The 20,527-nt window shown below is 61.5% G+C and carries 19 protein-coding genes; 14 read left to right on the top strand and 5 right to left on the bottom strand.

Features of this window, described 5'->3' with window-relative positions:
- Positions 1–48 precede the first annotated feature (48 nt).
- Positions 49–1,227 (bottom strand): acetyl-CoA C-acyltransferase, encoded by a 1,179-nt coding sequence (locus tag IGS55_RS03655; protein ID WP_230516040.1) that lies wholly within the window; start codon positions 1,225–1,227, stop codon positions 49–51.
- 228 nt (positions 1,228–1,455) lie between these two features.
- On the opposite strand from IGS55_RS03655, the gene IGS55_RS03660 reads away from it, so the two are divergent.
- The gene (locus IGS55_RS03660) at positions 1,456–3,156 is read left to right on the top strand and encodes an MFS transporter (protein WP_230516041.1); all 1,701 of its coding nucleotides are present in this window, start codon (positions 1,456–1,458) and stop codon (positions 3,154–3,156) included.
- A 109-nt stretch (positions 3,157–3,265) separates the two neighbouring features.
- On the opposite strand, the gene IGS55_RS03665 is transcribed toward IGS55_RS03660, so the two are convergent.
- Both IGS55_RS03665 and IGS55_RS03670 read right to left on the bottom strand, forming a co-directional pair.
- Positions 3,266–3,469: a hypothetical protein gene (locus tag IGS55_RS03665; protein WP_046682764.1), complete on the bottom strand. Its 204-nt coding sequence runs from the start codon at positions 3,467–3,469 to the stop codon at positions 3,266–3,268.
- A gap of 116 nt (positions 3,470–3,585) precedes the next feature.
- The gene (locus IGS55_RS03670) at positions 3,586–4,524 is read right to left on the bottom strand and encodes a LysR family transcriptional regulator (RefSeq protein WP_230516042.1); all 939 of its coding nucleotides are present in this window, start codon (positions 4,522–4,524) and stop codon (positions 3,586–3,588) included.
- A 96-nt stretch (positions 4,525–4,620) separates the two neighbouring features.
- Here IGS55_RS03670 and IGS55_RS03675 point away from each other — a divergent pair, with 96 nt between their 5' ends.
- From IGS55_RS03675 to IGS55_RS03685, 3 genes are all read left to right on the top strand, one after another.
- Complete coding sequence (locus IGS55_RS03675; RefSeq protein WP_230516043.1) at positions 4,621–4,860, top strand: DUF2798 domain-containing protein; 240 nt, start codon at positions 4,621–4,623, stop codon at positions 4,858–4,860.
- 101 nt (positions 4,861–4,961) lie between these two features.
- Positions 4,962–5,360: a VOC family protein gene (locus IGS55_RS03680; protein WP_230516044.1), complete on the top strand. Its 399-nt coding sequence runs from the start codon at positions 4,962–4,964 to the stop codon at positions 5,358–5,360.
- 107 nt (positions 5,361–5,467) lie between these two features.
- Positions 5,468–6,316: an alpha/beta fold hydrolase gene (locus IGS55_RS03685; protein ID WP_230516045.1), complete on the top strand. Its 849-nt coding sequence runs from the start codon at positions 5,468–5,470 to the stop codon at positions 6,314–6,316.
- 80 nt (positions 6,317–6,396) lie between these two features.
- Here the strand turns inward: IGS55_RS03685 and IGS55_RS03690 are convergent, their stop codons facing one another.
- A complete protein-coding gene (locus IGS55_RS03690; RefSeq protein WP_230516046.1) occupies positions 6,397–8,484 on the bottom strand; it encodes a 3-hydroxyacyl-CoA dehydrogenase NAD-binding domain-containing protein in 2,088 nt (695 codons plus the stop codon).
- Positions 8,485–9,048: 564 nt separating this feature from the next.
- Here IGS55_RS03690 and IGS55_RS03700 point away from each other — a divergent pair.
- From IGS55_RS03700 to IGS55_RS03715, 4 genes are read left to right on the top strand one after another with little or no spacing between them, the layout of a single operon-like run.
- Positions 9,049–11,112: a methyl-accepting chemotaxis protein gene (locus IGS55_RS03700; protein WP_268991835.1), complete on the top strand. Its 2,064-nt coding sequence runs from the start codon at positions 9,049–9,051 to the stop codon at positions 11,110–11,112.
- Positions 11,113–11,115: 3 nt separating this feature from the next.
- Positions 11,116–11,940 (top strand): CheR family methyltransferase, encoded by an 825-nt coding sequence (locus IGS55_RS03705; RefSeq protein WP_230516047.1) that lies wholly within the window; start codon positions 11,116–11,118, stop codon positions 11,938–11,940.
- Positions 11,937–12,461 (top strand): chemotaxis protein CheD, encoded by a 525-nt coding sequence (locus IGS55_RS03710; RefSeq protein WP_230516048.1) that lies wholly within the window; start codon positions 11,937–11,939, stop codon positions 12,459–12,461. The genes IGS55_RS03705 and IGS55_RS03710 overlap by 4 nt, the downstream gene beginning before the upstream one ends.
- Complete coding sequence (locus IGS55_RS03715) at positions 12,448–13,971, top strand: chemotaxis protein CheW (protein WP_230516049.1); 1,524 nt, start codon at positions 12,448–12,450, stop codon at positions 13,969–13,971. Before IGS55_RS03710 ends, IGS55_RS03715 begins: the two co-directional genes overlap by 14 nt.
- Here IGS55_RS03715 and IGS55_RS03720 read toward each other — a convergent pair.
- Complete coding sequence (locus IGS55_RS03720; protein WP_268991836.1) at positions 13,968–15,629, bottom strand: 3-(methylthio)propionyl-CoA ligase; 1,662 nt, start codon at positions 15,627–15,629, stop codon at positions 13,968–13,970. The two genes, IGS55_RS03715 and IGS55_RS03720, sit on opposite strands and share 4 nt — an antisense overlap.
- Before the next feature lie 227 nt (positions 15,630–15,856).
- On the opposite strand from IGS55_RS03720, the gene IGS55_RS03725 reads away from it, so the two are divergent.
- The 6 genes from IGS55_RS03725 (at position 15,857) to IGS55_RS03750 (ending at position 20,522) form a co-directional block, all read left to right on the top strand.
- A complete protein-coding gene (locus IGS55_RS03725; RefSeq protein ID WP_442908133.1) occupies positions 15,857–17,335 on the top strand; it encodes a protein adenylyltransferase SelO in 1,479 nt (492 codons plus the stop codon).
- Between the two features lie 9 nt (positions 17,336–17,344).
- On the top strand, positions 17,345–17,746 hold the full coding sequence (gene msrB, locus IGS55_RS03730) for a peptide-methionine (R)-S-oxide reductase MsrB (protein WP_139089181.1): 402 nt from the start codon (positions 17,345–17,347) through the stop codon (positions 17,744–17,746).
- Between the two features lie 82 nt (positions 17,747–17,828).
- A complete protein-coding gene (locus IGS55_RS03735) occupies positions 17,829–18,458 on the top strand; it encodes a septation protein A (RefSeq protein ID WP_230516051.1) in 630 nt (209 codons plus the stop codon).
- Entirely contained in the window at positions 18,455–18,742 is a 288-nt protein-coding gene (locus tag IGS55_RS03740; protein ID WP_230516052.1) for a BolA family protein, read from the top strand. Before IGS55_RS03735 ends, IGS55_RS03740 begins: the two co-directional genes overlap by 4 nt.
- Before the next feature lie 112 nt (positions 18,743–18,854).
- The gene (locus IGS55_RS03745; RefSeq protein WP_034756076.1) at positions 18,855–19,634 is read left to right on the top strand and encodes a peptidylprolyl isomerase; all 780 of its coding nucleotides are present in this window, start codon (positions 18,855–18,857) and stop codon (positions 19,632–19,634) included.
- 111 nt (positions 19,635–19,745) lie between these two features.
- Positions 19,746–20,522, top strand: coding sequence for a peptidylprolyl isomerase (locus IGS55_RS03750; RefSeq protein WP_034756072.1), 777 nt, complete (start codon positions 19,746–19,748; stop codon positions 20,520–20,522).
- Positions 20,523–20,527: the final 5 nt, after the last annotated feature.

A 20,527-nucleotide genomic window follows, 5' to 3' on the forward strand; every position in this document is an offset into this window, starting at 1 on the left:
CAAACGGGCGGCCATGGAAGCCGCCCGCAGACTGGGTTCACGCAAACATCACAGCACTTCGAACAGTCCTGCCGCGCCCTGCCCGCCGCCGATGCACATGGTCACGACCACGTATTTGGCGCCGCGGCGCTTGCCTTCGATCAAGGCGTGGCCCGTCAGGCGGGCACCCGACACGCCGTACGGGTGGCCAACGGCAATCGCGCCGCCGTTGACGTTCAGGCGGTCCATGGGGATGCCCAGGGTGTCGGCGCAGTACAGCACTTGCACGGCAAACGCTTCATTGAGTTCCCACAGGCCGATGTCGGCCACCGTCAAGCCCGCCTTTTTCAGCAATTTCGGAATCGCGTAGACGGGGCCGATGCCCATTTCATCGGGTTCGCAGCCGGCCACGGCGAAACCGCGGAAGACGCCCAGCGGCTGCAAGCCTTTCGCTTCGGCCACTTTCGCATTCATGACGATGGCCATGGACGCGCCATCGGAAAACTGGCTGGCATTGCCGGCGCTGATGACACCGCCAGGAATGGCCGGGCGGATCTTCGCCACGCCGTCGTAGGTCGTATCGGCACGGATTCCTTCGTCGGCGGCAATCGTCACTTCGCGCGACACTAGCATGCCGCTGGCCTTGTCGGCCACGCCCATGATGGTGGTCATCGGCACGATTTCCGCGTCGAACAGGCCGGCGGCCTGGGCCGCGGCGGCACGCTGCTGGCTTTGCGCGCCGTAGGCATCCTGGCGTTCGCGCGAAATCTGGTAGCGCTTGGCGACGGTTTCGGCCGTCTGCAGCATGGGCCAGTACAGTTCCGGCTTGTGCTGCTGCAGCCAGACTTCGCGGTACATATGCGTATTCATCTCGTTTTGCACACAGGAAATCGATTCCACGCCGCCCGCCGCATAGATATCGCCTTCGCCGGCGATGATGCGCTGCGCCGCCAGGGCGATGGCCTGCAAGCCCGACGAGCAGAAACGGTTGACGGTCATGCCCGCCGTCGTGACGGGGCAGCCGCCGCGCAAGGCCACCTGGCGCGCGATATTGCCGCCTGTCGCGCCTTCGGGAAAGGCGCAGCCGACCAGTACGTCTTCCACTTCCTCCGCCTCGATGCGCGCGCGCTCGACGGCGGCCGCCAGCACGTGGCCGCCCAGGGTGGCGCCATGCGTCATGTTGAACGCGCCCTTCCAGGACTTGGCCAGGCCCGTGCGGGCGGTCGATACGATGACGGCTTCATTCATGCTGTGTCTCCTTGTGGGGATATTATTGGGTGGGGTATCTGCGGAATGAGAATAGCACATTTAAGTACGGTCGTTCGCAAAGTTCCGCCGGACATTGATTTGTAAGCTTGGTGTAAGTTTCAAGCAAGCATGACGTAAGGTTCGGAGAACACACTCGCCTCCAGCTGTTGCAAGAATGGTCAAAAAGACCGCGGCACCAGTTCACTATAAAACATAGGGAGACAAACCATGGCATCATCATCCGGCCCGGCCGACGTACGAAAAACTTCTACCAAGGGAACGCCGATTACGCCCGAGGAACGCAAGGTCATCTTTGCGTCCTCGCTCGGCACCGTTTTTGAATGGTACGATTTTTATCTGTACGGTTCGCTCGCTTCCATCATCGCCAAGCAATTCTTCATCGGCGACCCCACCACCACCTTCATTTTCGCGCTGCTGGCCTTTGCCGCCGGCTTCATCGTGCGTCCGTTCGGCGCGCTGGTCTTCGGCCGCCTGGGCGACATGATCGGCCGCAAGTACACCTTCCTGATCACCATCCTGATCATGGGTGGCTCCACCTTCATCGTCGGCTTGCTGCCGGGCTACGCCTCCATCGGCATCGCCGCACCGATCATCCTCGTCTTCCTGCGCATCCTGCAAGGCCTGGCGCTGGGCGGCGAGTACGGCGGCGCAGCCACCTATGTGGCCGAGCACGCGCCTGAAGGCAAGCGCGGCGCGTTCACGGCGTGGATACAAACGACGGCAACCCTGGGCTTCTTCCTGTCGCTGATGGTCATCCTGGGCACCCGCCTGGCGACCGGCGAGAAGGATTTCGAGGCGTGGGGCTGGCGCATTCCCTTCCTGGTCTCCGTTATCCTGCTGGGTATTTCAGTGTGGATCCGTCTGGCCATGAATGAATCGCCCGCGTTTGCCAAGATGAAGGCCGAGGGCAAGACCTCGAAAGCCCCGCTGACGGAAGCGTTCGGCAAGTGGAAGAACCTGAAGATCGTCATCCTGGCCCTGATCGGCCTGACCGCCGGCCAGGCAGTCGTGTGGTACACGGGCCAGTTCTACGCCCTGTTCTTCATGATCCAGACCTTGAAAGTGGACCTGGCAACGGCCAACGTGATGATCGCCATCGCCCTGCTGCTGGCCACGCCGTTCTTCCTGTTCTTCGGCAGCCTGTCCGACCGCATCGGCCGCAAGTACATCATCCTCGGCGGTTGCCTGATCGCCGCGGCCACCTACTTCCCGATCTTCAACGGCCTGACCCACTTCGCCAACCCGCAGCTGGAAGCGGCTCTGAAGAACTCGCCAGTGGTGGTCGTGGCCGATCCGGCTTCCTGCCACTTCCAGTTCAACATGACGGGCACGAAGAAATTCCCATCGTCGTGCGACATCGCCACCGGCTTCCTGTCGAACAGCTCGGTGAACTACACGAAGGAAGACGCACCGGCCGGCTCAATCGCCAAGGTACGCATCGGCACGAAGGAATTCACGTCGTTTAACGCCGTCATGACACCGGACGGCCTGAACTTCGATGCGGACAGCAAGGCCAAAGAAGCGGCGCTGAAGAAAGAACTGGGCGCCGGCATCAAGGAAGCGGGCTACCCTGCGAAAGCCGATCCGGACCAGATCAACAAGCCGATGGTCGTCTTGCTGCTGTTCATCCTGGTGCTGTACGTGACCATGGTGTACGGCCCGATCGCCGCCATGCTGGTGGAAATGTTCCCGACGCGCATCCGTTACACCTCGATGTCCCTGCCCTACCATATCGGTAACGGCTGGTTCGGCGGCTTGCTGCCGACCACGGCCTTCGCGCTGGTGGCGTTCAAGGGCGATATTTATTATGGCCTGTGGTATCCGATCGTCGTCGCCCTGGCGACTGTCGTGATCGGCACCCTGTTCGTCAAGGAAACGAAGGACAACAATATCTACGCCGACGACTGATACGGCGCAAGCCCCGGCCGCAAGGCCGGGGCCCGCAAAGCAAAACGCCGCTGACTGGTCAGCGGCGTTTGTTTTTTAAGCAGCGTATGCGGCGTATGCGGTGGCAAGCTTATTTGTCGCTCTTGCTCTTTTTCAGCTGGTCGCGCTGCTGCACGTATTCCTGGTAGCTGGTCTGGTTGCGCTTGCGGCAGGCATTGCGGTCGTCGAAATTATTGAGGCTGTTGCAGTACTCGCCGATCTTGTCCCGGTTCGCGTCATACAGTACCTCGCAGCCGGTCATCGCCAGCAAGAAGGGAACGATCAGATATTTCATTGCTACTCTCATGGATAGGAACGGGATTGCGCGAAAAAACACCAGATTGCCCGCTGGATAAGCAAGCAGCTTTATCTTAACGCGATCCCGGCGGAAAGTACAAGCGCTCGGTATTACTAAATGGAAAGGATTCCCGGCGCAACGAGCTGATCGGCGCTGGCACCCTCGTTCAACAGCGGATTGCCCGCCGCGAACGCCGCCAGGTGCTCGAGCAGCACGCGCACGCGGGCCGGCAGGTAGCGCCGCTGCGTCCACACGGCGTACACGTGGCGCGGCTGCGGCATCCAGTCGGGCAGGACGCGCACGAGGCTGCCACTGGCCACTTCGTCGCGGCATTGCAGAAGCGGACACAGCAGGATACCGATGCCCGCGTCGGCCATCTCCACGGCCAGGCGCATTTCATTGACGCGCAGGCGCGCCTGCGGTTCGATCACCATTTCGGCGCCGTCGCCGGGCCGGCGCAAGCGCCAGCTGCGCAGCGGCTCTGCCACGATCAGCTCATGCTGTTCCAGTTCCTGCAAGTCGCGCGGCACGCCGGCGCGCGCCAGGTAGGCTGGCGCGGCCACCATCACCAGCGAAGCGCTGCCCAGCCGGCGCTGCATCAGCGAGGAATCGTCGAGCGCGCCCACGCGGATGGCCAGGTCGGCGCCGCTGCCCACGAGGTCTTGCAGCAGGTTCGACAGCTCCAGCTCCAGGCGGATGTCCGGGTACTTTTGCATGAAGCTGACCCAGGCCGGCGTCAGCAAGCCGCTGGCGAAGTTGACGGGCGCCAAGACGCGGATGCTGCCCGAGACGGCCGACAGGCTGGCGTCGAGCTGCTGCGTCGCCTGCCGCAAGGCGTGTACCAAAGGACGGCATTGCTCATAGTATTGCCAGCCTTCCGCCGTCGGCTGCAGGCGGCGCGCGCTGCGGTTGAGCAAGCGGTAGCCGAGCTGGCTTTCCAGCTTTTGCAGCCGGCGCGTGACGGTAGCGGCAGGCAAGTCTTCCTTGACGGCGGCCGCATGCAGGCTGCCCGCCTCGACAATGGCGACAAACAGGGCTAAATCATCGAGCATGATTGCATTTTCGGAATTTGAAATTAAAAATATGGCTCTAGTATAGATTGCTGCAAGTCGTTACGCTGCCATATCTTCACACTTTGAAAGTGCTCCATGTCCGAAGCCCTGCGTTTGCGCTGCGTATTTGCCTTCCTGATGTCGCTGCTCATGACCCTGCTGATGAGTGCCTGGGTCACCTGGCTCAATATCGGCCTGCAGGCGGACTTCCTGCCCCGCTGGCGCCATGCCTTCCTTGCCGCCTGGCCCGTGGCCTTCTGCGCCGTGATGCTGTTCGCCCCCCGCGTGCAGCTGATGAGCCGCAACATCGTGGCCCGGCTCGCCAGCAGCGCTTGACCGGCAGTCGTCCGCCGGCAGTACCACTCGGTTACTCCCGCCCACGGCCGCCCTGATCCGGGCTATGCTATGGGCGTCCTTGTTTTTACAGCGGAGTGCCCATGCTCGATCACGTTTCCCTCACCGTCAGCGACCTGGAACGCGCCGAGCGCTTCTATGACGCCGTCTTTGCCGCGCTGGACGTGCCCAAGGTGGGCAGCGACCACGCCAACGCCTGGATAGGCTACGGCGAGCGCAGCGACGCGGATCATCCTGAACGCAGCTACTTTTCCGTACGCCTGGACCCCAAGCCCGACGACGCGCCGCGCCGCCATTGCTGCTTCAAGGCTTCCTCGCGCGCGGCCGTGGAAGCGTTCTGGCGGGCGGGCCTGGCGCATGGCGGCATCGACCTGGGCGCGCCCGGACTGCGCCACTATCACGCCAGTTATTACGCGGCCTTTTTGTTTGATCCGGACGGCAACCGCATCGAAGCCGTCTGCCATCGCGCCGACGCCAGCTGACAGGACGGGAAATCCGGCTCTGTTCGGCATTTCCACTTCTATATGTTTTGCCTATAATGGCTGCCAAGCCATACCGGCTCCCGGTCCGTGCACCAAGAAGGAGATTCATGCATCATCTATTCGTCGGCCGCCCCGCGCGCACCATGCTCCTCTCCAGCGCCGGCTTGCTGCTGGCAGGCTGTTTTTCCGGCTGCTCTCTGTTGCCATCCACGCCAGTCACGCCAGGCATTCCCGCCACCGCGGCCCTGCCCGACGCCAGCATCGCCTATACCCTGAGCGGCCAGAACGGCTTGCCCGTCGTGTTCCAGTCGGCCATGGGCGACGGCAAGGATGTGTGGGCCAAGGTGGTGCCCGAAGTGGCCAGGCAGCACCGCGTGCTCGTCTACGACCGTCCCGGCTACGGCGACAGCAAAAAGACCACCACGCCGCGCGACCCCTGCACCATCGCCGCCCAGCAGCGCGCCCTGCTGGCGCAAGCGGGCCTGAAGCCGCCGTATGTGCTGGTCGGCCAGGGCCTGGGCGGCCTGTATCAGTATGTATATGCCAGGCTGTACCCGCAGGACGTGGCCGGCCTCGTCCTGCTCGACCCCACGCACCCGCAGCAATGGAACCGCCTGCAGACGGACGCGTCCGCCTACGCCATGCTCGTGAAGACGCGGCGCAAGTTGATGTTCAACAGCACGGAATCGGCCGAATTCGATGCCCAGACGCAATGCCTGCAGCATGTCGACATGAGCAGCCCGCTGCGCGTGCCCGCCATGCTGCTGGTGCGCGACAAGTTCGGCATCGAGGAAATGGGCTCGTTTGAAAACGTGGTGCGGGCGCAGGAAAAGGATTGGCAGCGCCTGTCCGGCGCGCCCGCCATCGAGCGCATCACGGGCGCCGGCTATTACATCCAGAAAGACAACCCCGTCATCGTCAACGAGGCGGTCAAGATGGTGGCAAAGAAGCAGTAAACATGCTTGCTGGCGTCCGTGGTGGCGTCGGATTAGCGAGGCTTCGCCTCGCGTAATCCGACAATATTGTTGGCGTCGGCTTAGCTATTGAACCCCTTGCCCTCGCCCGCCAGTTTCACCAGCAGCGGCGCCGGCGTCCACGCTTCGCCGTGGCGGCCTTTCGCGTAGCCGGCGATCGTATCGAGCACGTTCGGCAAGCCGACCGTGTCCGCGTAGAACATCGGGCCGCCGCGGAACAGCGGGAAGCCGTAACCGGTCAGATACACCATGTCGATGTCCGAGGCGCGCAAGGCGATGCCCTCTTCCAGGATGCGCGCGCCTTCATTGACGAGCGCATACACGAGGCGTTCGACGATTTCCTGGTCGCCGATCTTGCGCCGCGCCACGCCGATGTCGGCGGAGTGCTGGAGAATCATGGCGTTGACCTGCTCCGACGGATACGCCTTGCGGTCGCCCGGCTTGTAGTCGTACCAGCCGGCGCCCGTCTTCTGGCCATAGCGTCCCAGTTCGCACAGCAAATCGGCCGTCTTCGAATACGTGACGTCCGGCTTTTCCACGTAGCGGCGCTTGCGGATGGCCCAGCCGATGTCGTTGCCGGCCAGGTCGCCCATGCGGAACGGGCCCATGGCAAAGCCGAATTTCTCGACCGCCTTGTCGACCTGTTCCGGCAGACAGCCTTCTTCCAGCAAGAAACCGGCTTGGCGGCTGTATTGCTCGATCATGCGGTTGCCGATAAAGCCGTCGCACACGCCCGAGACGACGCCCGTTTTTTTCAGCTTTTTCGACAGCGCCAACGCCGTGGCCAGCACGTCCTTGCCCGTTTCCTTGCCGCGGACGATTTCCAGCAGTTTCATGACGTTCGCGGGGCTGAAGAAATGCGTGCCGATCACGTCCTGCGGGCGTTTGGTGAACGCGGCGATCTTGTCCAGGTCCAAAGTGGATGTGTTCGACGCAAGGATGGCGCCCGGCTTCATGACGGCGTCAAGCTGCTTGAAGACGGTTTCCTTGACGCCCAGCTCTTCGAACACGGCTTCGATGACGATGTCCGCCTGCGCGATGTCGGCATACGCCAACGTGCCGCTGACCAGCGCGATGCGCTGCTCGGCCTTCTCTTGCGTCAGCTTGCCCTTCTTCACCGTGTTCTCGTAATTCTTGCGGATCGTGGCCAGGCCCTTGTCCAGCGCTTCCTGCCGCGTTTCCAGCAGCATCACGGAAATGCCCGCGTTGGCGAAGTTCATGGCGATGCCGCCGCCCATGGTGCCGGCGCCGACGATGGCCGCGCTGGCGATCGCGCGCACGGGCGTGTCGGACGGCACGTCAGGCACCTTGCTGGCGACACGCTCGGCAAAGAAGGCGTGGCGCAGGGCTTTCGACTCGGGCGACTGCACCAGCTGCATGAACAGTTCGCGCTCGTACTTCAAGCCGTCGTCGAATTTCATCGTCACGGCGGCCGCCACGGCATCGACGCATTTGAGCGGTGCGGGGAACGGGCCGGACATGGCTTTGACGGTATTGCGCGAAAACTGCAAAAAAGCTTCGTGGTTCGGGTAGTCGACCTTGCGCTCGCGCACTTTCGGCAGCGGGCGCACGTCGGCCACTTTCGTGGCGAAGGCCACGGCGGCGGTCAGCAAATCCGCGCCAGGCGCGATGACTTCGTCGAACAGGGCCGTGCCGGCCAGTTTTTCGGACGCGACGGGCGTGCCCGAAACGATCATGTTCAAGGCCATTTCCAGGCCCAGCACACGCGGCAGGCGCTGCGTGCCGCCCGCGCCCGGCAAGATGCCGAGTTTAACTTCCGGCAAGGCCATCTGCGCGCCAGGCGCGGCCACGCGGTAGTTGCAACCGAGCGCCAGTTCCAGGCCGCCGCCCATGCAGACGCTGTGAATGGCCGCCACGACCGGCTTGGTCGACTGTTCGACGACGTTGATCAAGGTGTGCAGGGTCGGTTCCGTGAGCGCCTTGGGCGAATTGAATTCCTTGATATCGGCGCCGCCGGAGAATGCCTTGCCGGCGCCCGTGATGACGATGGCTTTGACGGCCTCGTCCGCCAGCGCCTGGCGGATGCCGGCCACGGCGGCCGTGCGCGTCGCCAGACCCAGGCCATTGACGGGCGGGTTGGCCAGGGTAATGACGGCAACGGCGCCGTTCACTTGATATTCAGCACTCATGTCTCTTCCTTATTGATTTTTGCTCAGCGATGAGGTGGTTGCAAGGGATGAAGCTTCACTATACCGCATAAAAGAACGCTCGTATTATTTTTGTCGTGGCGCGCCCGGCGCCAGCATGCTACGCCATGGTACAACATCGTTTGCGGAAAGATTCTGCTGCAAGCGGCAAGCCCTTGTAGAAGCTATCACTTGGATATTCATTTAATTAATAAAGAAGCAATAACAATAACAACGTTTTATTATGCAAAATAATGGTTTTGTTATATGCGGGCATGGGGCAATTGCGACAGTTTCTGCATTATTTATTCCCGCCCCTTGTTTTTCGACAGGCGCTGGGGAATAATAAAATTATTGATTTAAATCAATACTCTACACTTTATCTACTATAAGGCAAACCGCAGGGCAAACACTGGCGGCCGTTGATCGCACAGATTCTCACCAATTATCACCAGATGCTGGCGATGCAATAACATCGCCGCCTTGATTCCTGCCTTAAGCCGATAGCAGAAAAAATAAAAGCAGCCTTATTGCCCCCATTCCTCTTCTCACCCCGAAGGAAATACTATGGACGCAGCCAGCCATGTCAGCCACTCGCAGGATCTGGACTTACAAGCGATAAATACTGCATTGAACCGTGTCCAGGCCGTCATCGAATTTGAACTCGACGGCACCATCCTGCATGCGAATGACAATTTCCTGCGCGTCGTCGGGTATAGCCTGGCCGAGGTGCAAGGCAAGCACCATGCGATCTTCTGCGATCCCGAGTATGTGAAAACGGCCGAATATGCCAACTTCTGGGCCAAGCTGGCACGCGGCGAATTCGACCACGGCGAATACAAGCGCCGCGCCAAGGATGGCCGCGAAGTGTGGATCAACGCTTCCTACAACCCCATCCTCGACGCGGACGGCAAGCCGTATAAAGTCATCAAATTCGCCACCGACATCACGGCCAGCAAGCGCCGCAATGCCGATTACGAAGGCAAGATCGACGCCATCAGCAAGGCCCAGGCCGTGATCGAGTTCCAGCTCGACGGCACCATCATCCGCGCCAACGACAACTTCCTCAAGTCCGTCGGCTACACCCTGGACGAGATCGAAGGCAAGCACCACCGCATGTTTTGCGAACCCGAGTATGCCAAGAGCGAGCAGTACGCGCAATTCTGGCAAAAGCTGGGCAAGGGCGAGTTCGATGCGGGCGAATACAAGCGCCTCGCCAAGGATGGCCGCGAAATCTGGCTCAATGCCTCGTACAACCCCATCTTTGACGCGGAAGGCCGGCCCTTCAAGGTGGTCAAGTTCGCCAGCGACATCACGGCCCTGAAAAAGCGCAACGCCGAATACGAAGGCAAGGTCAGCGCCATCGGCAAGGCGCAGGCCATGATCGAATTCGACATGCAGGGCAAGGTACTGGACGCAAACGCCAATTTCCTCGCCGTCATGGACTACGACTTGAGCGATATCGAGGGCGAGCACCACCGCATGTTCTGCGAGCCCGAGTATGGGGGCAGCGCCGAGTACAAGAAATTCTGGCAAAAGCTCAACCGGGGCGAATTCGACGCGGGCCGCTACAAGCGCCTGGGCAACCATGGCAAGGTGGTATGGATACAGGCGACCTACAATCCCATCCTGGACCTGAACGGCAAACCGTATAAAGTGGTCAAGTTCGCCATCGACATCACGGACCAGGTGAACCTGGAAAACAGCATCCAGGCCAAGGCCGCCAACGACAGCCGCAAGGTCAATGCCCTGCTCGACTCGGTGGCGCGCGCGGCGCAAGGCGACCTGACCTGCAATATCGTGCCCGAAGGCGGCGAGCCGATCGATTTGCTGGCCGGCGGCATCAGCAAGATGATCATCGACTTGCGCGGCGTGATCGGCAACGTGGTGTCGGCGGCCAACGGCTTTGCCGACGCGTCGAACGCCATCGCCGAACGGGCCACGGGCGTGGCCGTGGGCACGCAGGCGCTGGGCGCCACGGTGGAAGAAATGAACGCCTCCATCGACGGCTTGACGTTTTCCATCAATTCCATCGCGGAAAACACCTCGAATGCCGATTCCCTGGCGAAAGCCACGCAGCAGGAAGCGGAAGCGGGCGCGCGCGCCGTCGCCAAGTCGATCGAGGCGATGGACTTGATCAACCGCTCGTCGGAAGACATCGGCGAAATCGTCAAGGTCATCAGCGAAATCGCCAACCAGACCAACATGCTGGCCTTCAACGCGGCCATCGAAGCGGCGCGCGCGGGCGAGCACGGCCTGGGCTTTTCCGTCGTCGCCGACGAGGTGCGCAAGCTGGCCGAGCGCTCGTCGCAGGCGACCAAGGAAATTTCCAAGCTGATCAACGAATCCGTCAAGCGCGTGTCGACGGGCAGCGAGATTTCGCGCCAGGCCAGCGACGCCTTCGACAAGATCGTCTCGGGCGTGGCGAAGACCACCTTGGCCATTTCCGACATCTCGAAGGCGGCCAACGAACAGCTGCTGACGGCGCGCGAAGTGTCGACGGCGATCCAGTACATCGCCGAGGAAACGGAAAAGTCGGCCGCCAACTGCGACAGCATCGCCCGCTCGACCGATGGCTTGAACGAGCGCGCGGGCAGCCTGAACCAGACTGTCTCCGGCTTCGTGGTGTAGGCGATGAGCCACGCGGCCACCTTGACGCCCGAGGTGCTGACGACCCTGATCGCGCTGGTGCGCCAGCATACGGGCATCGCCATGACGGCGCGCAAGAGCGTCTTGCTGGAACGGCGCTTGCAGCCACGGCTGCAGGCGCTGTCCCTGCACAGCTACCAGGCTTACCTGGAGCGCGTGGCCAGCGACCGCGACGAGGTACCCCATTTCATCGACCTGGTCACCACCAACGACACCCTGTTCTTCCGCACGCCGCAGATCTGGGATTACTTCCGCGACCGCTACCTGCCCGCCTGGGTCCGCGCCCATCCGGATGGCTGCCTGGCCATCTGGTCGGCCGCGGCCGCCAGCGGCGAGGAGCTGTATTCGATCGCCATGCTGTGCGAGCAATTCAAGCTGCAAGCGCCCGCTTTCCGCTACCAGATCCTGGCCAGCGACATTTCGCAGCAGATCCTGGGCGCGGCGCGGGCCGGCCAGTACAGCGGGCGCTCCGTCGAGCGCATCCGCTTGTCGCACCCGGACTTGCTGCGCAAATATTTCACGCCAGCGCCGTATGGCGTCAAGGTCAACGAAGAACTGCGGCAACACGTCAGCTTTGCCCGGCACAACCTGCTCGAAGCGCTGCGCCCGGCCCGGCGGTTCGACCTGGTATTCCTGCGCAATGTGCTCATCTATTTCGACGCCGAGCACCAGGAAACCGTGCTGCGCCAAGCGCGCCTGAGCCTCAAGGATGAAGGCCGGCTGATCCTGGGCGAATCGGAAAGCATCGCCCGCCTCGCTACCGGCTATCAATTCGAGTTTCCCATGATTTACAAGGCGGGTACCGCATGAGCATCATCATCAAGCATGGCCTTCCGCTGCACCATGTCGGCATGGGGCAACTCAGCGTGGGCACGCATGGCGAGCAGCTGCAAGCCTTGCTCGGCTCCTGCATCGGCATCGGCTTCATCTGGAAGAACGGTCCATGCTGCGGCCTGGCCCATTGTTTGCTGCCGGAAGCGCCCGGTGTCGACAGCGCCCTTGGCGCGCGCTATGTGAGCCAGGCCGTGCCTTCGCTGCTGCGCCTGATGGGCGTGCGCCAGGCCGATTACGCCGACATCGACGTGGTGCTGGCGGGCGGCGCCAGCATGTTCGGACCGCGCAACGGGCGGCTGCAGATAGGCCGCCAAAACGCGGAAGCGGCGCAAAAATACCTGGACCAGTGCGGCTTGCACGTCAGCTTTTGCGCGCTGGGCGGCCGCCACGGGCGCCAGTTGCTGATCGATTGCGCCAGTCGCAGCTACGCCGTCACCGATGTGGTGGCGCAACCCGAATTGATTCCACGCAAGGAAGGCGCATATGGATATGCATGAAGCGACGGGCTTGCAAGCGCAGGGCACAAGCGACACGGCCACCGAACTGTTCGGCTCCTTCCACCTGGGCGACGATGAATTCGCCCTGCCCGCCAGCTGCATCCGCGAAGTGGTGAACTATCCCGTGAAAGTCACCGCCCTGCCCCTGTCGCCCGCGTATCTGGAAGGCATGTTCACCTTGCGCGGCAGCGTCATTCCGGTGGTCAACCTGGGCCGCCTGTTCCGCGCCGATGCGCCGCGCGCCGTGGCCACGGACAAGATCGCCATTCTCGACTTCCAGCAAGTGCTGATCGGCATCGTCTTCCAGGATACGGGCGAAATCCTGCGCGTGCCCGCCAGCGCCCGCAGCGCCCTGCAATATGCGGCCGGCGACAGCCACGCCGTCATCGCCGGCACGATCCTCCTCGATGGCGGCGCGCGCCTGCTGCAGGTGCTCGACCCGCATGCCCTGCTGCGCATTGAAAACGTGCCCCATGTGCTGGCCCTGCAAGCGACGGGCGCCAAGCTGAGCACGGCCCGCTACCACGCGCAAAGCGAACGCCGCCAGTGCGTCAGCTTCCACGCGGCCGGCGCCACGTTTGCCTTTGAAATGCTGGCCATCCAGGAAATCATCCGCGTGCCGGAGCTGCACAGCTCCCTGCTGAACAGCGAACTGTGCCTGGGGCGCATGCATTTTCGCGGCAGCCAGGTGGCCGTCGTCGATTTCGGCGCCCTGCTGCAGGCGCCCGCATCCGGCACGGCGGCGACCAGCGACCAGCGCGTCATCGTCGTGCGCCTCGAGGACACGACCGTGGGCTTTCTCGTCGACTCCGTCGACAGCATCGTGCATTTCTTTGGCGACGAAGTGCTGCCGATTCCCCTGCTGAGCAAGGCGCGCGCCGCCATGTTCGCCGGCTGCATCACGAAAGAGGGGCTGGGCGACATCATTTTCCTCGACCACAAGGGCATCCTGTCGCAGGCCGAGATCGTCGAGATGCGCGACGGCCATGCGCGCCTGTACCCGGCCGAGACGGAAACGGCGGCCGCCACGCACAAGGCGCAGCGCCGTGTCTACATCACGTTTACGGTGGAAACCCGCTTCGCCGTGGAAATCGGGCAAGTGCGCGAAATCATCGATTTCAGCGGCGCCATCACGACGCCGCCGGGCATGCCGGCTTGCATGCGCGGCATGCTCAACCTGCGCCAGCAAATGATCAGCATCATCGACCTGCGCCAGCTGTACGCGATGCCGGCCTTGCCGGACGATAGCACCGGCAAGATTCTGATCGTGGAACGGGGCGCCGAGCGCTACGGCTTTCTCGTCGATCACGTCGACAACATCATGACCATCTCCGACAGCCAGCGCTTTGCCGCGCCGAAAATCATACGCACGGGCGCGCACGAGGACTTGCGCAGCGAAATGGATGAGATGATCGATATCGGCACGGACGCGCAGCGCCAGACCCTGTCCGTCTTCCAGTGCGACCATCTGCTGGAAAAGCTGGGGGCGGCGCTGCCGCAGGCGGCCTAGGTTTCTTGCATCCCCGGCAACTGGTGCCCCTTGAACTGCTCGCGCAGCTTGTTCTTCTGGATCTTGCCCGTGGCGCCCATCGGCAAGGCGTCGATGAACAGCACGTCATCGGGCGTCCACCACTTGGCGATCTTGCCTTCAAAAAATTGCAACAGCGCTTCGCGCGTGACCGTCATGCCGGGACGCAGCACCACGACGAGCACGGGGCGCTCGTCCCATTTCGGGTGGAATACGCCGATGCAGGCCGCCTGCAGCACGGCCGGGTGGGCCATGGCCAGGTTTTCCAGGTCGATGGTGCCGATCCACTCGCCGCCCGACTTGATCACGTCCTTGCTGCGGTCCGTGATCTGCATGTAGCCGTCCGCGTCGATGGTGGCCACGTCGCCCGTGGGGAACCAGCCATCCTGCAGCACGTCGCCGCCCTCGTTCTTGTAGTACGCGGAAATGATCCACGGCCCCTTCACCAGCAGATGGCCATACGCCACGCCATCCCATGGCAATTCCTTGCCATCGTCGTCGACGATCTTCATGTCCACGCCGTAGATCGCGTGGCCCTGCTTTTGCAGGATCTTGCGCTGCTCGTCCTTCGGCAAGTCCAGGTGCTTGGTCTGCAAGCCGCCGGCCGTGCCCAGCGGCGACATTTCCGTCATGCCCCAGGCGTGGATGACCTCGATGTCGAACTTGTCGATCAGGGTATCCATCATGGCCGGCGGGCACGCCGCGCCGCCGATCACGGTGCGGCGGAAGGTGGAAAATTGCAGATTATTCTGCAAGGCATGGTTGAGCAGGCCCAGCCAGACGGTCGGCACACCGGCCGAGAACGTCACTTTTTCCGCCTCGAACAATTCATACAGCGACTTGCCGTCCAGCGCCGCGCCGGGAAACACCATGCGCGCGCCGGACAGGGACACGGAATACGGCAAGCCCCAGGCATTCACGTGAAACATGGGCACGACGGGCAGCACGGTGTCCGAAGCGCGCACGTTCAGCGCGCTGGGCATGGCCGACGCGTACGCGTGCAGCACGGTCGAGCGGTGCGAATACAGGGCGCCCTTGGGATTGCCCGTCGTGCCCGACGTGTAACACAGGGTGGCGGCCGAATTCTCGTCGAACAGGGGCCATGCGTAATCGTCGGAATGCGTGGCGATCAAGTCTTCATAGCACAGCAAGTCGGGGATGGTGCTGCTGGCGGGCATGCGCTCGCGGTCGCACATCAGCACGAAATGGCGCACGAAGGTGCAGTCGGCGGCGATCTTCTCCACCACGGGCAAAAAGGTCAAATCAAACAGCAAGACCTGGTCTTCCGCGTGATTGGAAATATAGGCGATCTGGTCGGGAAACAGACGCGGATTGATCGTGTGCAGCACGGCGCCCGAGCCGGACACGGCATAGTACGCTTCCAGGTGGCGGTAGCCATTCCACGCCAGGGTGGCCACGCGGTCCCCCATGCCGACACCGAGGCCATGCAAGGCGTTCGCCAGCCGGCGCGCGCGCTGGTGGCAATCGCGGTAGCTATAGCGGTGCATATCGCCCTCGACCCGCCGCGAAATGATTTCGCTGCCCCCATAATGACGCGCTGCAAACTCGATAATGCTGGAAATCAGCAGGGGCTGATTCATCATCTGGCCCATCACTGGACTCAAGGGGAATGCCGACATCGTGTCTCCTGGAAGTGGATACTCGGTTATTGTTGGAAATTAAAGATTTTCCCTAGTTTCGTACGGTCGTGCGGAAATCGTCAACGCATTTCGATATTGCGATGCAGCATGGAATTTTCGGTTCCGTTTTTTGCCGTGCGGATACCCACTACAGCACCCGCCACGCGCCTTGGCGCTGTGCGGTAAAATCGCCTTCCAGGCTGGCGCATCGTGCCGCCACCTCTTATTTGACTGGAATTGCCATCACCGCTCATACCTTACCACTGGATAATGCCTTTGCGGCCTTGCCGCCCGCGTTCTATACGCGCTTGATGCCCACGCCCCTGCCCGCCCCGTATTTCGTGGCCGCCAGCGCACCGGCCGCGGCCCTGATCGGCCTCGATGCGGCGCGTCTGGCCGAGCCCGACTATGTGGCGCTGCTGAGCGGCAATGCCGTGGCCGAGCGCTCGATGCCCCTGTCGGCCGTGTATTCGGGCCACCAGTTCGGCGTCTGGGCCGGCCAGCTCGGCGATGGCCGCGCCATCCTGCTGGGTGATATCGCCACCGAACACGGCCCCATGGAGCTGCAACTGAAAGGCGCCGGCGCCACGCCGTATTCGCGCATGGGCGACGGCCGCGCCGTGCTGCGCTCGTCCATCCGTGAATTCCTGTGCTCGGAAGCCATGGCGGCACTGGGCATCCCCACGTCGCGCGCGCTGTCCATCATGGGTTCGCAGCAAGGCATCATGCGCGAAACCGTCGAGACTGCCGCCGTCGTCACGCGCATGGCGCCCACTTTCGTGCGCTTCGGCTCGTTCGAACACTGGTTTTACCGCAAGCGGCCGGACGAGCTGAAAATCCTCGCCGATTACGTCATCGACAGTTTTTATCCCGATTTGCGCGCCGCAGCAAATCCATATCAGGCCTTGCTGGCCGAAGTGTGCGTGCGCACGGCGCACATGATTGCGCAGTGGCAAGCCGTCGGTTTCATGCATGGCGTGATGAATACGGACAATATGTCGATCCTGGGCTTGACCCTCGATTACGGCCCCTTCGGCTTCATGGAAGCGTTTGACGCCGAGCACATCTGCAACCATACGGACCAGCAAGGCCGCTATTCCTACGCCAACCAGCCGCAGGTGGGCCACTGGAACTGCTACGCGCTGGGCCAGGCGCTGCTGCCATTGATCGGCGAAGTGGCATTGGCGCAGGCTGCGCTGGACAGCTACCAGAGCGCCTTTGCGGAGAAGATAAATGCCCTGCTGCGCGCCAAGCTTGGCTTGCAAACGGGCCAGGACGACGATACGCAGCTGTTCGACAGCATGTTTGCGCTGATGCAAGCCAATCACGTGGATTTCACCAACTTCTTCCGCGCCCTGGCGACACTGCAGGTGGCGGCGCCCGAGCACGACACCGTGCTGCGCGACATGTTCATCGACCGCCCCGCCTTCGATACGTGGGCGGCACAATACCGCGCGCGCCTGCGGCAGGAGCACAGCATCGACGCCGAGCGGCAAGCGGCCATGAACCAGGTCAACCCGAAATACGTGCTGCGCAACTACCTGGCACAAGTGGCCATCGAGAAAGCCCAGCAGCAAGACTACACGGAAGTGACGACATTGCTGGAAGTTTTGCAAAAGCCATTTGACGAACAGCCCGAACACCAGCACTATGCGGCCCTGCCGCCCGACTGGGCCAGCCACCTTGAAGTCAGCTGCTCATCCTAAGGAGTCATTATGACCACGAATAAAGTCAAGAAAACCGATGCCGAATGGCGCGCCATGCTCGATTCGATGCAATACGAAGTCACGCGCCACGCGGCCACGGAACGGGCCTTCACGGGCAAGTTCTGGGACCACCATGAACATGGCGTCTACACCTGCGTCTGCTGCAACACGCCCCTGTTCGCTTCGGACACCAAGTTCGATTCCGGCTGCGGCTGGCCCAGCTATTTCGAGGCACTCGACCCGGCCAACGTGACGGAGATTGTCGACCGCAGCCATGGCATGGTGCGCACGGAAATCGTCTGCGCCGTCTGCGACGCCCACCTGGGCCACGTCTTCCCGGACGGCCCGCCGCCCACCGGCTTGCGCTATTGCATCAATTCGGCATCGCTGCGCTTCGATCCTCAGCCGTGAGACCAGGAACGCTTGGGAGCGATTCGGTTGCTCCTAAGCCATTCCTAAGATGATTCTAATAAGACCAGTGTAAAGTCTCGCCATGAAATTTCTATTCGACATATTCCCCCTGCTCGCCTTCTTCGCCGCCTTCAAACTGGGCGGCATGTATGAAGCGGCCACGCACGACTTCGTGCAGCAATATTTGTCCGGCTTCGTGTCAGGCGGCCTGATCAAGGCCGACCAGGCGCCGTGGATACTCGCCACCCTCGTCGGCATCGTCGCCACCGCCTGCCAGGTCAGCTATCTGCTGCTGCGCGGGCGCAAGGTGGACGGCATGCTGTGGCTGTCGCTGTTCATCTTTGTCGTGTTCGGCGGCGCCAGCATTTACCTGCATGACGATTTCTTCCTGAAATGGAAGCCGACCCTGATCTACTGGCTGTCCGGCCTGGCCCTCTTGATCGCGCACGTGGGTTTCAAGAAAAACCTGATCCGCAAGACCATGGAAGCGCAAGTGCAATTGCCCGAAGTTGTGTGGAACCAGCTGCTGGCCGCATGGATCATCTTCTTCGGCGCCATCGGCGCATTGAACCTGTTCGTCGCCTTCGTGCTGTACAAGGGCGACATGGCCGCCTGGGTCAGCTTCAAGGCGTTTGGCGCGACGGGCATCTTCTTTGCCTTTATCGTGGCGCAAACCCTGTTCCTGGCCAAACATATCAAGGAAGACGCATGATGACGAACGACACGGCAACGCGCATGGAGCGCATTCGTACCCGCCTGGAAACGGCACTTTCCCCTGTGGAATGCGTGCTGGAAGACGACTCGGCGCGCCACCGGGGCCATGCGGGCGCCGCCTCGGGCGGAGGCCATTACAATCTACGCATAATTTCTAGTCAATTTGAGGGGCTCAGGCTCGTCATGCGCCATCGACTGGTGTATGATTCCGTGCACGATATGATGCATAATGAGATACATGCATTGGCGATTGTGGCACTGGCGCCGTCCGAAGTAGTGTAAGGGCGGCGTTTTGGCGTACCGGGGCAACTTGGTATGCCGTTTGCCGCAAGCGCCATGCACGCGTTTTCTTTCCATGCGTTTTTTACGAAACTTTCCCTAACAGGATTTAATAATGACTTTTAAGCCAGCCCGCTTGCTGATTGCACTACTCGCCGTTGTCGCGGTACCTGTTTTTGCGCAAAATGTTGCCGTTGTTAATGGCAAGCCTATCCCGTCGTCGCGCGTTGATGCAGTCGTCAAGCAAGTCGTCGCCCAAGGCCAGCAACCGGATTCGCCGCAACTGCGCGAAATGATCAAGAAAGACTTGATCGGCCGTGAAGTGCTGATGCAAGAAGCGGAAAACAAAGGTTTCGGTAAAGATGCAGCAGTCAAGCAGCAAATCGAGAACGCACGCCAGGCCATCGTCATCAACGCCCTGGTCGGCGACTACCTGAAAAAGAACCCGGTCAACGACGCTGAAATCAAGGCTGAATACGACAAGTTCGTGGCCCAGACCGGCGACAAGGAATACCACGTGCGCCACATTCTGGTCGGTACCGAAGCGGAAGCGAAAGACATCATCGCCAAGCTGAAAGGCGGCGCCAAGTTCGAAGATCTGGCCAAGCAATCGAAAGATACCGGTTCGGCCGACAACGGCGGCGACCTGGATTGGGCAGCCCCATCGTCGTTCCCGAAAGTGTTCTCGGACGCCTTCGTGAAACTGCAAAAAGGCCAGGTCACCGACACCCCGGTGCAAACGCCTAACGGTTTCCACGTGATCAAGCTGGACGACACCCGCGCGGCAAAACTGCCGACCCTGGAAGAAGTCAAGCCACAGATCGCCGAAGCGCTGCAGCAAAAGAAACTGCAAGCGTATCAGGAAGAAATGATCAAAAAAGCGAAAGTTCAGTAAGAACTGACCTCCCCGGCGCCCTTTTCGGCGCCGGTCGTGTATTCTGCGCCTGAATGCGCACTGCGCGACAGCCGCGCATATCGATTTTTAGTATATTTATTAGGAATGAACATGATTTTGAAGCCAGCCCGCCTGATCTTAGCCCTGGTCGCCGTTGTAGCGATCCCTGCGTTCGCGCAAAACGTCGCCACCGTGAATGGCAAGGCCATCCCATCGTCGCGCGTCGACCAGGTCGTCAAGCAAGTCGTCGCCCAAGGCAAGCAAGCGGATTCGCCGCAATTGCGCGAAGCCATCAAAAAAGACCTGATCGGCCGCGAAGTGCTGATCCAGGAAGCCGACAAGCAAGGCTACGGCACGCGTCCGGAAGTCAAGTCGCAGATCGACAATGCCCGTCAAAGCATCATCATCAACGCCCTGCTGGCCGACTACGTCAAGAAGAACCCCGTCAAGGACGCTGAAATCAAGGCCGAGTACGACAAGTTCAAGGCACAAGCGGGCGACAAGGAATACCATGCACGCCACATCCTGGTTGCCACCGAAGCGGAAGCGAAAGATATCATCGCCAAGCTGAAAGGCGGCGCCAAGTTCGAAGAACTGGCGAAAGTATCGAAAGACGGTTCCGCAGCCAATGGCGGCGACCTGGACTGGGCTAGCCCAGCTTCGTACGTGAAGCCATTCTCCGACGCCATGGTCGCCCTGAAACCAGGCCAGGTCACGCAAACGCCAGTGCAGTCGCAATTCGGCTTCCACGTGATCAAGCTGGAAGAAACCCGTCCGACGAAGCTGCCGGCACTGGAAGAAGTCAAGGGTCAAGTGGCCGAGTCGCTGCAACAGAAGAAACTCGCCGCTTACCGCGATGAGTTGATGAAGAAAGCCAAGATTCAATAATATTG

Source organism: Janthinobacterium sp. EB271-G4-3-2 (genome assembly GCF_020858035.1).
GTDB lineage: Bacteria > Pseudomonadota > Gammaproteobacteria > Burkholderiales > Burkholderiaceae_D > Janthinobacterium > Janthinobacterium aestuarii.

What these genes read in the sequence shown, in the direction of transcription:
- IGS55_RS03700 (WP_268991835.1), top strand. Translation starts at nt 9,049, where the DNA reads ATGGACGCAGCCAGCCATGTCAGCCACTCGCAGGATCTGGACTTACAA.
- IGS55_RS03720 (WP_268991836.1), bottom strand. Translation starts at nt 15,629, where the DNA reads ATGTCGGCATTCCCCTTGAGTCCAGTGATGGGCCAGATGATGAATCAG.
- IGS55_RS03655 (WP_230516040.1), bottom strand. Translation starts at nt 1,227, where the DNA reads ATGAATGAAGCCGTCATCGTATCGACCGCCCGCACGGGCCTGGCCAAG.
- IGS55_RS03690 (WP_230516046.1), bottom strand. Translation starts at nt 8,484, where the DNA reads ATGAGTGCTGAATATCAAGTGAACGGCGCCGTTGCCGTCATTACCCTG.
- IGS55_RS03705 (WP_230516047.1), top strand. Translation starts at nt 11,116, where the DNA reads ATGAGCCACGCGGCCACCTTGACGCCCGAGGTGCTGACGACCCTGATC.
- IGS55_RS03715 (WP_230516049.1), top strand. Translation starts at nt 12,448, where the DNA reads ATGGATATGCATGAAGCGACGGGCTTGCAAGCGCAGGGCACAAGCGAC.
- IGS55_RS03710 (WP_230516048.1), top strand. Translation starts at nt 11,937, where the DNA reads ATGAGCATCATCATCAAGCATGGCCTTCCGCTGCACCATGTCGGCATG.
- IGS55_RS03665 (WP_046682764.1), bottom strand. Translation starts at nt 3,469, where the DNA reads ATGAAATATCTGATCGTTCCCTTCTTGCTGGCGATGACCGGCTGCGAG.
- IGS55_RS03740 (WP_230516052.1), top strand. Translation starts at nt 18,455, where the DNA reads ATGATGACGAACGACACGGCAACGCGCATGGAGCGCATTCGTACCCGC.
- IGS55_RS03680 (WP_230516044.1), top strand. Translation starts at nt 4,962, where the DNA reads ATGCTCGATCACGTTTCCCTCACCGTCAGCGACCTGGAACGCGCCGAG.
- IGS55_RS03745 (WP_034756076.1), top strand. Translation starts at nt 18,855, where the DNA reads ATGACTTTTAAGCCAGCCCGCTTGCTGATTGCACTACTCGCCGTTGTC.
- msrB (WP_139089181.1), top strand. Translation starts at nt 17,345, where the DNA reads ATGACCACGAATAAAGTCAAGAAAACCGATGCCGAATGGCGCGCCATG.
- IGS55_RS03660 (WP_230516041.1), top strand. Translation starts at nt 1,456, where the DNA reads ATGGCATCATCATCCGGCCCGGCCGACGTACGAAAAACTTCTACCAAG.
- IGS55_RS03685 (WP_230516045.1), top strand. Translation starts at nt 5,468, where the DNA reads ATGCATCATCTATTCGTCGGCCGCCCCGCGCGCACCATGCTCCTCTCC.
- IGS55_RS03675 (WP_230516043.1), top strand. Translation starts at nt 4,621, where the DNA reads ATGTCCGAAGCCCTGCGTTTGCGCTGCGTATTTGCCTTCCTGATGTCG.
- IGS55_RS03670 (WP_230516042.1), bottom strand. Translation starts at nt 4,524, where the DNA reads ATGCTCGATGATTTAGCCCTGTTTGTCGCCATTGTCGAGGCGGGCAGC.
- IGS55_RS03750 (WP_034756072.1), top strand. Translation starts at nt 19,746, where the DNA reads ATGATTTTGAAGCCAGCCCGCCTGATCTTAGCCCTGGTCGCCGTTGTA.
- IGS55_RS03735 (WP_230516051.1), top strand. Translation starts at nt 17,829, where the DNA reads ATGAAATTTCTATTCGACATATTCCCCCTGCTCGCCTTCTTCGCCGCC.